12 protein-coding genes are annotated in these 13,925 nt (G+C 40.9%); all 12 read right to left on the bottom strand.

Annotation, left to right across the window (positions count from 1 at the left end):
* Nucleotides 1-205 precede the first annotated feature (205 nt).
* Complete coding sequence (locus Q5873_RS05055) at nucleotides 206-1,180, bottom strand: glycosyltransferase family 9 protein (RefSeq protein WP_028255815.1); 975 nt, start codon at nucleotides 1,178-1,180, stop codon at nucleotides 206-208.
* A 45-nt stretch (nucleotides 1,181-1,225) separates the two neighbouring features.
* Complete coding sequence (locus Q5873_RS05060; protein WP_367997319.1) at nucleotides 1,226-1,864, bottom strand: glycosyltransferase family 8 protein; 639 nt, start codon at nucleotides 1,862-1,864, stop codon at nucleotides 1,226-1,228.
* Nucleotides 1,845-2,081, bottom strand: coding sequence for a glycosyltransferase (locus tag Q5873_RS09670; RefSeq protein ID WP_367997317.1), 237 nt, complete (start codon nucleotides 2,079-2,081; stop codon nucleotides 1,845-1,847). Before Q5873_RS09670 ends, Q5873_RS05060 begins: the two co-directional genes overlap by 20 nt.
* Nucleotides 2,082-2,087: 6 nt before the next feature.
* On the bottom strand, nucleotides 2,088-2,828 hold the full coding sequence (locus Q5873_RS05065; protein WP_303059753.1) for a glycosyltransferase family 2 protein: 741 nt from the start codon (nucleotides 2,826-2,828) through the stop codon (nucleotides 2,088-2,090).
* Nucleotides 2,829-3,068: 240 nt separating this feature from the next.
* Nucleotides 3,069-5,189, bottom strand: coding sequence for an LTA synthase family protein (locus Q5873_RS05070; RefSeq protein ID WP_028255813.1), 2,121 nt, complete (start codon nucleotides 5,187-5,189; stop codon nucleotides 3,069-3,071).
* A gap of 119 nt (nucleotides 5,190-5,308) precedes the next feature.
* A complete protein-coding gene (locus tag Q5873_RS05075; RefSeq protein WP_028255812.1) occupies nucleotides 5,309-6,646 on the bottom strand; it encodes an ATP-binding protein in 1,338 nt (445 codons plus the stop codon).
* Between the two features lie 376 nt (nucleotides 6,647-7,022).
* Nucleotides 7,023-7,502, bottom strand: coding sequence for a deoxycytidylate deaminase (locus Q5873_RS05080; protein ID WP_028255811.1), 480 nt, complete (start codon nucleotides 7,500-7,502; stop codon nucleotides 7,023-7,025).
* 18 nt (nucleotides 7,503-7,520) lie between these two features.
* Complete coding sequence (leuS, locus tag Q5873_RS05085; protein ID WP_303059628.1) at nucleotides 7,521-9,986, bottom strand: leucine--tRNA ligase; 2,466 nt, start codon at nucleotides 9,984-9,986, stop codon at nucleotides 7,521-7,523.
* A gap of 267 nt (nucleotides 9,987-10,253) precedes the next feature.
* Nucleotides 10,254-10,784 (bottom strand): ribosome hibernation-promoting factor, HPF/YfiA family, encoded by a 531-nt coding sequence (hpf, locus tag Q5873_RS05090; protein ID WP_205087281.1) that lies wholly within the window; start codon nucleotides 10,782-10,784, stop codon nucleotides 10,254-10,256.
* 105 nt (nucleotides 10,785-10,889) lie between these two features.
* Nucleotides 10,890-12,086: an MFS transporter gene (locus Q5873_RS05095; protein ID WP_303059629.1), complete on the bottom strand. Its 1,197-nt coding sequence runs from the start codon at nucleotides 12,084-12,086 to the stop codon at nucleotides 10,890-10,892.
* A gap of 11 nt (nucleotides 12,087-12,097) precedes the next feature.
* Nucleotides 12,098-12,661 carry an NAD(P)H-dependent oxidoreductase gene (locus Q5873_RS05100; RefSeq protein WP_303059631.1) on the bottom strand — a complete coding sequence of 188 codons (564 nt, stop codon included), beginning with the start codon at nucleotides 12,659-12,661 and terminating at the stop codon, nucleotides 12,098-12,100.
* A 44-nt stretch (nucleotides 12,662-12,705) separates the two neighbouring features.
* A complete protein-coding gene (locus tag Q5873_RS05105; RefSeq protein ID WP_303059633.1) occupies nucleotides 12,706-13,875 on the bottom strand; it encodes a phosphopentomutase in 1,170 nt (389 codons plus the stop codon).
* Nucleotides 13,876-13,925: the final 50 nt, after the last annotated feature.

The following is a 13,925-nucleotide window of genomic DNA, read 5'->3' on the forward strand; positions in this document are numbered from 1 at the left end:
ACAGTGGGCGAGGCAGAGGCTACTTACCCACAATCATGCCCGAAGCCTCAAATTTATTTTCTTTTTTTCGAGTAACAACTTAGCTAGAACTACAAGAGAAAAAACAAAGGGAATGTAGTTATAGCTATCTTTTGTAATCAGTAGTGTAGCAAAGCTACTTAATATAAATAGGTTCATACTAGTCCTTCCTATCCCTCATTATACTTTAATTAGGTATTTTGAGACTTAAAACCTTTCTAAGAACATCTGACACGTTAATCTCTCTTTTTGATTGAACTGCAATAGATAAGGGACCTACTGGAATAAAGCGTTTAGGATCCGCAGTTGGAAATAAAGTAATCGTAGGGCGCTTCAAAGCTGCTGCCAAATGTCCTACTCCATTATCAATATTTATTGAAAGTTCAGAATGTGACAGCAAATTAATTAATTCATCCAAAGAGGTCTTCCCACATAAATCAATTATTTTCGAACTATCGTTAACATTTTCTATAATTTTCGATGACAAGGTGGAATCTTCTTTTGTTCCAATCAAAATGATATATTTATCAGTGATTTCAGAAAGTCGATTAATAAGTTCACTCCAGTTAATTGCAGGCCAGGACCTCTTTTCTGACTTTGTCGCTACCGATAAAGTTATATATCGAACGTCCCCCCCTAATAGACAATTTAAACATGGTCTAATATCTTTCACACATGGAGTATAGTGTTCATGAACCTTGTCTATCCCAAGTATCCTTCGTGTTGCTTCAACAAAAGTAGCACTTGTTGTATGTAAATCAATATCATAGTCATCAAATCTAACTCTTTTGGTAAATAGATAGGTTTTCGTGTTCCATCCAAAAACAGAACCTACTGTAAATCTATAGGGTATATTGGCTATAAAAGTAGCCAACTCCGTCCTAAAACGAGGGTCATAGGATATAAAGCAGTCAAACTTTCTCGTCCTAAGTTGTTTTGCCAAATACCAAATTCCTTGTGCACCGCCACCACTCTTGTAAACATATACTATATAACCATCTAAACTAGGTACCTTATTTAATAAATCATCAAATCCCGCTTTAACAAGAAATGTTACTTTTGCCTCAGGATTATATTTTTTTATTAAAGGAACTATAGCTGTTAGCGCCACAAGATCTCCTAAATTCATAATAGCTTCTATAAGAATATTCTTATACTTCATACCAAATTCACGCTCTCCCCAGAATAAATTTTCTAAACTGTAGTACTATCTTTTTTCTAAAAGGAAATGATGTATGGTCAGCGACATTTTTTGTATATTTATAGTACTCACCGTTAAAGGGCTCATATAATTGATACTGCCAAGTTTTTTTCTTCCTGCCCAATGGAGGATACCAATATTTTTGTTAGCTTTAATAGCATTTTTTCTTAATTGTGTACACATCAGAATAGCTGGTTTTAGTTCATACACAGGAGGAATCACATTCCATGACAAATCTAATGGTTCCCAATTTCCATCTACAACCATGTTCAAGGCATCCTGATCATGATGTCTAAAATTATGTGTTTGAGAAGCGTTCAGCACGTTAGCCCCATAACCTTGTTCTCTCCATTTAACAAGATTAATTACTAATACACCAGAATTAAAATATCCATTATCTCGTTTCCAGCCAAAGCTTTTATGCTTTTCTGCTAATGATTTTTTTGAGGATAATATCCCATAGTCTGGAACCGCAGCCAGCACATGATCATGCATATCTACTTGCCATAATTCTTTTATATCTTTACATACGACTAAATCTACATCTAAGTAAATTACTTTATTAATATCATTGGGTAATATATCGCCTATCATCAAGCGTAGATAAGCGGCCTTACTTATATGATCACTGATTATATATATCAGACATCACACTAGAATCAGTGTCATAAAAAGAGACATCAACATTTTTTCTCTTAATAGAAGCACGCATTCTATCTTGAGTTATCCCATCTATTGAATCACAAAGTATATGAAACCAAACTTTTGATTGCGTATAATCTATTATCGAAGATGCCACCACCAATGCATGGGAGGCATAATTATTGTCACACGCTAATACTATTGATATTATATCGTCCATTATATTTTACCTTTTATCTAAACCAACAAGCTTCACATACTTCATCAAAGTATACATAAAATGGTTGCAACACATCACTAAGCCTAACCAGCCATCCAATATTCCTTTGTCTAAAAAAGTAATTTTTATAAAACCATATGTAGCATGCCCAAACGCAGATAGATAAGACCCCTTCTTCCCTCTCTTATATGCATCCTCGGCCCAAATGCTTGTATAGTGATTAAATTTATTCCAATATTGTTCCCAGCTTGTATATGTATAGTGATCAGCATAGCCTTTTAATGTTTTAACGGCTAAATTTGTTTCCGGACGTTCATGAACCTTATTTATCCATGTTACGGCATCGCGCGGGAATAACCGTTGCACTTTATCCGGACGCATAGAGCCATGCTTGAATCGTTTTCCAAAAGCAAATGCACGGCGCACTATTTCATACGAATAAAAAGGTTGTTCCTGAGAAGTGACTCGTCGAATCTCCTCAGCTAGTTCTTGGTTAATAAACTCATCTGCATCTAAGTACAGCACCCATTGTGTTGTCACATGCTGTAACGCAAAATTTCGTTGCGCACTAAAATCATCATCCCATTTGCGATACACAACAGTAGCTCCCAGTTCTTTTGCTATAGTTGTAGTTTGATCGGTACTACCCGAGTCAACAACAAGAACATGAGACGTACATGGCAATGCACTTTGTATGGCCTTTTCGATTAGCTTTTCTTCATTATACGTTAAGATAACGACTGTCACATTATCCAAGGTAACACATCCTTCAAAATAAAAGGAGACTTCTACTAAGAAGTCTCCTATACGTACAAGGTCATTCATCAATTTATTCTATAATATACTAGGAAACATCTTTGTGTCTTCACATCTTAGTTATTATTCATTTTATGAATAGGCTGACCATTGGTTTGTCTACCTAAAACGACTAACCCTGTAAATTTTTTAGTTATGAGTTATACGTCATACGCAACTTAAAGGTAACAGTTAATATGACGAAACGGTAGGTATCAAATTTTCAGGATGCCGCACTGCATACCCCGTCACTTCCACATACGCATCTCGTCTGTTACCGAACAGCTCTTCCTTTTGTATCGTACCTGTTCCCGTATCAGTAAGGGCCTGGCTGATTCCGTCGGCATAATACCCGATACGGTCCTTAGTCAACCAATGATACGGAGTGACAACCGAATCAATAGGTTCAAAGAATGATGGCATCAATGCATAGTAGGTAAACTCCTTAGGAGCAATGGCTTCAATGATCGTTGGCAATATATTCATATGTCCGCCAATGGTATTGCCTGCAAACATATCTGCCGTGAAATCTCGATGGTACATAGCGAAAGCAGCCATATATTTTTCACGTAGTGTTTCCTCTGTTCGTTCCATTAAACTGCCATCATATTGATACACACGCCGTGAGTGATCACCGGTGGCAATGATAAGTGCATCTTCATAGCGCTCTTGCATATGTTCAATAAAATCAAACATCGCCTTTTCTGTATACCAGTATGTCCCCATATCTGCCATAGCTGTCTTGTTGCGACGCAACCATTCCGGAGCATCCGGCATAATTTTTTCCGGATCCCAACCGTATTCTTTAATCGGAATCGTATAAGGTCCGTGATTCGAGGTAGTATATACAAAGTGAAATACCTTTTCATCCTTTTCTTGCTCAATACGCTTGGTTACGGCTTCAAGAAAAATATGATCATATACGCCAAGCCATGTAGCCGGTGCCCCTTTTTCACAAATATCCGGACCACCATAAGCTTCATCAAAGCCGATAGCTTTGGCAAATGCGCCGAGGCTGGCCCATGACAGGCTACCACCATACCATAGCACTGTCTTATATCCCAGTTTTTTTAATTGATACGGCAACGAAGTAGCGATAGTATATGTCCAAAACTCATTCTTTTCATTGATTTCAAGGTTAGCATCAAAAATACCTGCCAACATACTGGTGATAGACGGTTGCGACACCATACCGGCCGGCAGTAAATGATTCACCGTAAATGCCCCTTGTTGACTGCGGAACTTTTTACCGCGGTCACCTAAATGTAATACGGCAAAGGGATCGTCCCACATGGATTGCGTATAGCTTTCACCGACAACCATAAAGACTCGCGACGGAGCCTCAATACGAGGCCCCTTTGCTTGCCTTTTAAAATAATCCAGCGGATTATCCTTAGTACACAATGTGTCAGACGGAGCTATTTCTGTTGTTCTGGCCTCTGTTTCTTTAGACGTTACTTCTCTAGCCTCTGTTTCTAAATTGCGTTTAACTGTATTACTACTAGTAGGTACCAGGTGTCCCTTCTTTAAAATGTCCCATGATTCCTCATCCGTATGCGCCAATACATCTTGTATAGGACGTTTCCATACCATTTCCAAAGCCACTAAATCATCTACTGTTGCCTTCGCCAAAAACATATCTTCTTTTACCAAAGATGGGACTTCATCCCATTCCGGTTTATTGCGGTGATTCAACGTACCACCAAATCGGAAGAAATAAAACAGCACTACCGCACCGATAAAGATACTCGTGTTAAACGCATAGCGTAACATAGCATTATCTATAGCAGGATAACTTATACTAGGCAAGGCCAATAAGCCCTTCGTTGCCATTACGCAAAGCACTGTATAGGGAATGTATCCCAACAAAATCCAAGCACCGTGGTTCTGATTAAAGAAAATGTCCACAAAGTTCATTTTGTCTGCATTTTTTCCCAAGCGAACCAATGGATTGTATATATCATGGAAGTGATAATAAAAAATCATCTTCCCCATAAATGCCGTATACAGTACTAGCATATATATAGTGTTTAATATAATGCGAACCGTATCGCTCCATGCATAGTACGTCTCCAAGAAAGCTGCCGGTATACTTACGAGGAGCATAGAAATTAAAAACACATACGCATTAAAATCCATGCCCCACCAAAATCCGTATCGGTAACATTCCCGTAGACGTTTGCTATCATTGGGAAGAGACTTCTTCGGTCGATACACTTTGATAAAGACATATCTAAAAACAGCACATATAATTGGTGCCAGAATCGCCAGCTTGATATCTTGTTGGATACCCATAAAAAAATGTGAAAACATGATGACTCCTTATTTCATTATCTATTTAGCAGTGAAAATATACAGTGCTATTATATCACAGCTGAACTAATCACATGTAAAAAATAGAGGGCAGCCAAAGCCACCCTCTATCTTGGTATCTACGAAATCTTATTAAGTGCCATCTCTATCAATCTATCCGTTTGATCAATCATAAACAACGGAATATTTAACACATCGTCATCCAGTTTAAGATTATCTAACGAAAATCGCACGCGAAGTTTAATCATATCTGAAAATAGTTCTTTAAATTTTTTCAGACTTCGACTGGTTGTATTTGTTTCGGCTTTCACTTCTATAGGAATAATATCGTTCTCCCGTTGTACCAGAAAATCTACTTCGTATGACGGATTTGTTTGTGACCAATAGCGTGGTTCAACTTCAAAATGTGTCGTTAGGGATTGCAGTACAAAATTTTCCGTTAACGCTCCTTTAAACTCGGTAAATAATCGATTGCCATCCCCGAATGCAGTTGGTGCCAGTTGTGCCAAGCGTCGAAGCAGTCCCACATCAACCAAATAAATTTTAAATGCCGATATATCGTCATACGCTGACATGGGAAGTTTTGGAGCCGTACTGCGATATACCTTATGTACTAACCGAGCATCTACGAGCCATTGTAATGCATCCTCATATTCACGTGCTCTAGCACCTTCTTTAACTACTTTATAAATAAATTTTTTATTTTCTCTTGCCAGCTGTGAAGGAATGGATTGCCAAATCATAGAAATTTTAGGAAATTCCCTAGTATTGGGATGTTTAGCAAAATCTCGTTCATAGGCACCTATAATATCTGATAGCACATGTTGCATGGCAGAAATATCTCGTGCCTCTGTCCACATCAATACTGACTCCGGCATGCCGCCGGTTACATAATACATCTTCAATTTTTCATACAGCGGATTAAAAAAAGCATCAGGGATAGGCTCAATACTATGTAATGCATTCATATAGTCCACTAAATTGCCGTCACCGTTAGCAAGCAGAAATTCTGAAAATGTCATTGGATCAATTTGCATAAAATTGACTTTTCCCACAGGAAACGACGATGGCTTTGCCAATGCGATGCCCAGAAGCGATCCGGCGCAGGCAACATGGTATTGTGGTGCATTCTCACAAAAATATTTCATTGCATTAATCACTTTAGGGCAGTCCTGTACTTCATCAAAAATGATTAACGTTTTTTCAGGCACGATTTGTTGTCCGCTAGCCATAACCAAGTTTTGAAGGATACGTTCCACATCTTTAGTAGTTTCAAAGAATTGTTTATATTCTTCGTTTTCATCAAAGTTGAAATACGCTGTATTTTCATAGTAGCGTCGGCCAAACTCTTTTAATATCCATGTTTTGCCAACTTGCCGTACTCCTTTTAAAATTAACGGCTTGCGGTAGGGAGACTCTTTCCAAGCTAATAACTTTTTTAAAATAAATCGCTCCATCTCTGCCTCCTCACATTTTTATATATAATTTCGTGAAATTTATCACACTTTTATATATTATTAGGTGTTACTTTATCACACTTTTATAAATAATTACGTGTTAAGCTATCACACAATCATTATATATGTGAATCTACCAAAAGACAACATAGAGTTTACAGTACAATAAAGCTAATAGTGCGTCGCGTACTTGGTCCTGCTCCATTAATTAACAATAGCATTATTCCACTAAAAAATCCCACCGATGATACTGGTGAAGAAATCATACACTGAATTCTCCATCCGCACCTCGGTGGGATCTTTCAATTATAGTTTTTTTTATTTACAGTTTTTCATTTACAGTTTTTCACTGACAGTTTTTTATCTATAGTTGCTATTACATTTGCAACTCTACGATGCGACCGGACGGAATGTATTCCGTCAACTGTACACCGGCTGTGCGGAGCATGCGCTTTGAAGCAATAACTTCGCGCGTATCCTTATAAATATCCTGCCAGTAGATGACTTCCTTAATCCCGCTTTGAATAATGGCCTTAGCACATTCATTACAAGGAAAGAGAGTTACATAGATCTTGCTGCCTTCCAAGGAACCGCCGCGATAATTCAAAATTGCATTCAACTCGCTATGAACAATGTAGAAATACTTATTATCTGCCGTCACATCACGGTCCCACGAAAATTCATCATCATTACAACCTAAGGGCATACCATTGTAACCGATAGATAAAATTTTATTATCATTGCTTACAATACACGCACCAACTTGTGTATTCGGATCCTTTGAACGTTTCGCTGCCAAGCTCGCCACGCCCATAAAATATTCATCCCAGCTGATATAATCTTCACGTTTAGGCATACAATCACTCCTCGCAGATTATTTCACTACGATATTAACAATCTTATTCGGCACAACAATAACCTTCACTACGTTCTTGCCGTCGATGAATTCTTGTACGCGCGGTAATGCTTTTGCCTGTTCTTCCAAAGCTGCCTTATCCATGTTGACAGCTACCGTCAACTTATCGCGTACTTTACCGTTAACCTGCACGGCAATTTCAACTTCGTCTACAGCCAACGCCTTTTCTTCATACGTCGGCCAAGCTTGCTGATGAACACTGCCTTCGTAACCACATTCATGCCACAACTCTTCCGTAATGTGCGGTGTGAACGGAGCCAGTAAAAGTAACAGTTTCTGTACCAACTCTTCCGCCAAGTCACCTTGTACGGCATCATGACCATCTTTGTACTGGTACATAGCATTTACCAATTCCATAATGGTACTGATAGCCGTATTGAAATTGAAGCGTCCGTCCAAATCTTCCGTTACCTTTTTGATTGCACGATGAAGTTCACGACGTAAGGCCGCTTCGTCCTTTGTAAGTTTTCCATCGTGAGTATGTGCCATTGATGCATACTGATCGACGATGCGCCATACGCGTCCCAAGAAGCGGTACGAACCTTCAACCCCTTGATCGCTCCAATCCAAATCACGATCAACTGGTGCGGCAAATAAAATAAACAAGCGTGCCGTATCAGCACCATATTTATTGATAATTTCTTCCGGTGATACTACATTGCCCTTAGATTTAGACATCTTGCTGCCTTCTTTAAGAACCATCCCCTGTGTTAGCAAACCCTTGAACGGTTCATTTACATTAACGAGGCCCAGATCATGTAATACCTTTACAAAGAAACGGGAATACAGCAAATGCAAAATTGCATGTTCAATACCGCCGATGTACTGATCTACATTCATCCAATAATCGGCAATTTTCTTGTTGAAGGCTTCCTTATCGTTGCGCGCATCAGTGTAACGTAAGAAATACCAGGACGAATCAATAAACGTATCCATCGTATCGATTTCGCGTCGAGCTTCCCCACCGCACTTAGGACATTTGGCATGTACAAAATGTTCCGATGTGGCTAACGGAGAAATGGCGCCTCCGTCAAACACAACGTCTTCCGGTAAACGAACAGGAAGCTCTTCTTCCGGTACCAACTGTTCTCCGCAGTGATCACAGTATACAATCGGAATCGGCACGCCCCAATAACGCTGACGGGAAATTAACCAATCCCGAAGACGGTAGTTAACTTTTTTAGCACCAATGCCTTTTTCTTCAAAATACTTACACAATGCTTCCCGTGCATCGGCAGATGTCATACCGGTAAAATCGCCGGAGTTTACCAAAATGCCGTCTTCATGGTACGCATCTGTTTGTGCCGCAAAGTCAAGGTCCTGCGCTTCATTTTGTACTACCCAGTTAATAGGCAAATCATATTTCTTCGCAAATTTATAATCGCGTTCGTCATGTGCCGGTACACCCATAACGGCGCCGGTACCATAATCTACCAATACATAGTTGGCAATCCAAATCGGTACGTCTTTACCTGTAATCGGATGTTTTGCATAGGCGCCGGTGAAAAGGCCTTCCTTCTCTACATCTGTTGACGTACGATCGATTTCATTTAAATTACGAATGCGATAAATAAATGCATCCAATTCATCTTTATTGGCAGCATTCGCAATCAATTCCTGTACATACGGATGCTCCGGCGCCAATACGATGTAACTTACACCGAAGATCGTATCTACACGCGTTGTGTACACTTCAACGGATTTGTTGATAGCCGGAATTTCAAAAGCAAACTGCGCCCCTTCGCTGCGACCGATCCAGTTACGCTGCATCGTCTTAACGCGATCCGGCCAATGTTCAAGGGTATCCAAATCAGCTAACAAGCGATCGGCATAGTCCGTAATTTTAAGGAACCACTGCTTTAAGTCTTTCTTTTCTACCTTGTTGTCGCAGCGCCAGCAAAGTCCGTCAATAACCTGTTCGTTAGCCAATACTGTATGGCAATGTTCGCACCAGTTAACCTTGGCCTCCTTTTTATAGGCCAAGCCTTTTTTGTAGAACTGTTGGAACAACCACTGCGTCCAGCGATAGTAATCTTCCTTGCAGGTAGCTACTTCGCGATCCCAATCATAGGAAAGCCCCAATGCTTGCTGCTGCCGTTTCATATTTTCGATATTATCAAGCGTCCATGTTTTTGGTGCAATACCATGCTTAATCGCTGCATTTTCTGCCGGCATGCCAAATGCATCCCATCCCATCGGATGCAACACATTAAAGCCCTTCATTTTCTTAAAACGTGCTACCACATCACCGATGGAGTAGTTACGCACATGTCCCATATGAAGGTTACCGGATGGGTACGGGAACATTTCCAAAACGTAGTACTTTTCCTTTGATTCATCATACTCTGTTTTGAATACTCCGTTTTCCAGCCAATAGGCTTGCCATTTCTTTTCAATATCCTGTGCTACATATCTGTCCTTCATGCAACAGCCTCCTCAACTCTATTTGTAACCTCATACGGTCTGTAGTAAACCAAATAAACCTTATCCCTAATTATATTCTAAGGAAGAACATGCGTCAAACAAAAAAGAGGGCCACTCATGTCGTAGACAGGTCATTTACTAAATCTGACTGCCAAGACATGAGTAGCCTTCTTTCTTTATGTTGAATTATACGATGATGCTAATTGTGCTTAACGTAATTATTCTGTCAATATCTCCTCAACAGCATAAACATCTGTTTATTATGTATTATAAATCAGGCTCAATCAAACCATAGTCGCCGTTTTTACGACGATATACGACGTTCATTGTTTCTGTTTCTGCATTGAAGAACATGAAGAAGTCATGACCAACAAGGTTCATCTGCATGATTGCTTCTTCTACATCCATCGGCTGTACGCGGAAGTGTTTGCGACGTACAACAGAAATCTTTTCTTCTTCAACAGCTACCGGCGGTACATACGCATCCGGGCGGAATGCATTTGCTTTCTTAAAGCGTCGTGCCAAGCGTGTTTTATATTTATGAATCTGACGGACAATCTTGTCTACTACCAGGTCAATCGCTGCATACATGTCAGTATTGCTTTCAACCCCACGCAGAGGCAAACCTTCTACAAAACAGGTCAACTCAACAACGCGCTTTTCTTTTTCTACGGATAATACAGCCTTCACTTCAAAAGGTGCATCGAAATAGCGAGACAATTTTTCGCAACGTTTTTCCAAATACTCGCGCAGCGCAGCCGTCACTTCAATGTTTTTACCTCTAACTGTCACTTTCATAGTTATACATCCTTTCTTCAAACTCCAAATGGGAGTTCGTTATTCCTTATGTTTATATAATTCTATATGAATGACTGAATACCCTTTTTATTTTGAAAAAAATTTTTATTTTTTATGACAAAGCCACCACAATATTAATCCGGCAAAGGATGCCAAGGAAGCACCACCTACAGCCAGAGGCCAACCGCCATGATTCCATAACCAAGTAGAAAATAGACTCCCACCGGCAGCAAAGATAAAATTACTTACCACGAGAGCTGTATTTAACCGACTTCGCTCCGTATCGGAAAGCGCAAATAGCTCAGACTGTACAAGTACACAAATGCCTTGTATAGCTAATGCAAATACGGCGGCAACAATAAGTATAGCTAGAATTGAATTATGGATATAAGCAGCCAAAGCCAATACGGCTGTACTGAGAGCAAAGCTTATGCCTAATGCCAAATGACCATATCCATTATCTTGTATGCGACCAATCCAAATGCCGGCTATGGCGCCTACCAATGAGGTAAGACTGACCAAACCGATCTGAAGCGGACCATAGTTGTACGGAGCTTCTGACAATACATAGGTAAGTACTGTCCAAAATATATTAAAAGAAATACCAAAGCCTAGTCCTGTATAGGTGAGTAGTTCCAAGGATTTTGGATTGCGCTTTACTGCACCGAACACATCCCATAGCAACCGGGGATAACTAAATGACGTTCTTCGCTTTTCATAAGGTAACACGCGCAGCATAATTACAGTAACGATGGTGTTTATTATTGCAGCACCTACATAAAGTCCGGGCCAACCTATTTCATCTGCTACGAATCCACTGATAAAACGAGCAAACAGGATACCGCCGGTAATACCGGCTGTAACAATGCCGACGATACGACCGCGATTATCGGCAGATGACAAATCTCCGGCCATGGGCAATAGGATTTGACCTGATACGGTAACCAAGCCTAAAAGTCCTAATGCCACAGCTAACATGCTAAATCCGGGAGCCAAGGAACAGAGTAATAACGCTACCGACGTAATCCCCATTGTCATTCCTACCAATGTTCGACGTGACATAACATCACCTAAGGGAACAAAAAAGAAAATTCCTAAGGCATAGCCTATTTGGGTCGCCGTCACCAGAAAACCACCGCTTGACACCGGCACACCAAAATCATCGGCTATCATAGCAAGTAATGGCTGCGCCCAGTAAAGATTGCCGATAGCAAGACCGGCAGCAGCTGCAAACAATACAGCCGTGCCGGTCGTCATTAAAGGTACCTTCTCTGTTTGTTCCCGATTCACATGCATACTCATAGGGATGCACCTCAACCGAGTACCGATGCGATGAGAGCGTGTAAACGTTTGGCGTGATCCTTAGCTTTATCCATCAATGCTTGTTTGGTCGCTTCATCAACACCGATGCTCATCATACCGCCGCTGTAAATAAAGCCACCCCACTTCATTCCTGTGTAGGCAGCGGTTGCTTTCATAGGCAACAGGTAGTTTTCAATGCCCGGTGTCCCTGCCGCATCAGCCGTATACACTTCCTCCGGTGCGCCGGACGTAAGAGAAACAATCATTGTCTTCCCCTGTAATTTATCTCCGCCGGTGCCATAAGCGAAGCCATGGAGAAATACTTCTTCAAACCAACGCTGCACAATGGAAGGGGCATTAAACCAAAACATCGGATATTCGATGACAATGATATCCGCCGCTTTGAGTTTAGCCTGTTCCTTTGTTACATCGAAAGCAAAATCCGGATAGCTTTCCGTCAAATAATCGAACGTAGCATTTGGATACATTGTTTTCATGTCATTTAAAATTGTTTTATTGGCCAACGAGTCTCTCATGTGAGTGTGACCGGACACAAATAAAATTTGTTTGCTCATAGTAATCCTCCCCATATGTTCACACTGTTTTATATCTATTTATCTTATTTTATAAGTGATAAGAACGATGTACCATACTCACCGACACAGCCGAAGTTATCCAGTACGGTCTGTCCCAAATCGGCATAGCTCTTACGTATGCCGATAGGCTTTGCTTCCGTAAGACCTCTGTAGTAACCGAGAAGAGGTACTTGCTCGCGGGTGTGATCGGTGCCTTTCCACGTCGGATCATTACCGTGGTCGGCAGTAATTAATAACAGATCCTCATCTGTCAATAATTCTATAAATCCACCCAACTGGTAATCAAAGTCTTCTATCTCCCGTTTGTACCCGGCCGGATTACGACGATGACCATAGAGACTATCAAATTCAACCAGGTTGACCATCATAAGGCCTTCCGTAAAATCTCCGCCCAAAAGTCGAGCCGCTATGTTCATGCCGTGCGAGTTGCTCTTGCTGGGATAGGATGCACTAAGACCTACATGTGCATAAATATCTCCGATTTTCCCAACGCCGATGGTTTGTTTGCCCGCAGCCTGCAATATTTCCAAATACAATGTTTTTTCCGGCATGCGGCTGTAATCATGGCGATTCGATGTACGCACCAAGGAGCCCAACTCACCGACAAAAGGTCTGGCGATAATGCGTCCTACCGCATAGTCACCGACGCATACTTCATCACGGGTAATTTGACATATACGATATAATTCTTTCAACGGAATGACATCTTCATGGGCAGCAATTTGAAATACCGAATCCGCCGAAGTATATACGATGGGCTTACCGGTACGCATATGCTCTGCGCCAAGGCGTTCGATAATTTCTGTTCCCGATGCCACTTCATTGCCCAAATAGCCATAACCGGTGCACGCTGTAAAGCGATCCATCAATTCCTTGGGGAATCCTTCATAAAATGTGGGAAACGGTACCGTAACGGGATGTCCCATTAATTCCCAATGACCGCTGGTTGTATCTTTGCCGGTGCTCGTTTCCGTCAAAGCACCGTATATACCTGTCATCGCTCCATCATCATCGGTTCCCGTTGTAACCAAGCGTCCTAACCCCAAACGCCGTAAATTAGGGCATCGAATTGGTCCTACCGCTTCCGCAATATGACCTATGGTATTTGCCCCTTCGTCACCGAAAGCAGCGGCATCCGGCGCATGGCCGATGCCGACACTATCCATAACAAGTACAATGACTCGTTTAAACATCCTTATCTACCTCCTTGTTCCCGTATTTCTTACTGCTCTGTTTTGTACGG

Origin of the sequence: Veillonella magna (assembly GCF_959600285.1) — a bacterium.
Lineage (GTDB): Bacteria > Bacillota > Negativicutes > Veillonellales > Veillonellaceae > Veillonella_A > Veillonella_A magna.

Coding starts and splice junctions, on each gene's coding strand:
- Q5873_RS05055 (WP_028255815.1), bottom strand. CDS start 1,180: ATGAAGTATAAGAATATTCTTATAGAAGCTATTATGAATTTAGGAGAT.
- Q5873_RS09670 (WP_367997317.1), bottom strand. CDS start 2,081: ATGGACGATATAATATCAATAGTATTAGCGTGTGACAATAATTATGCC.
- Q5873_RS05070 (WP_028255813.1), bottom strand. CDS start 5,189: ATGTTTTCACATTTTTTTATGGGTATCCAACAAGATATCAAGCTGGCG.
- Q5873_RS05075 (WP_028255812.1), bottom strand. CDS start 6,646: ATGGAGCGATTTATTTTAAAAAAGTTATTAGCTTGGAAAGAGTCTCCC.
- Q5873_RS05080 (WP_028255811.1), bottom strand. CDS start 7,502: ATGCCTAAACGTGAAGATTATATCAGCTGGGATGAATATTTTATGGGC.
- leuS (WP_303059628.1), bottom strand. CDS start 9,986: ATGAAGGACAGATATGTAGCACAGGATATTGAAAAGAAATGGCAAGCC.
- hpf (WP_205087281.1), bottom strand. CDS start 10,784: ATGAAAGTGACAGTTAGAGGTAAAAACATTGAAGTGACGGCTGCGCTG.
- Q5873_RS05095 (WP_303059629.1), bottom strand. CDS start 12,086: ATGAGTATGCATGTGAATCGGGAACAAACAGAGAAGGTACCTTTAATG.
- Q5873_RS05100 (WP_303059631.1), bottom strand. CDS start 12,661: ATGAGCAAACAAATTTTATTTGTGTCCGGTCACACTCACATGAGAGAC.
- Q5873_RS05105 (WP_303059633.1), bottom strand. CDS start 13,875: ATGTTTAAACGAGTCATTGTACTTGTTATGGATAGTGTCGGCATCGGC.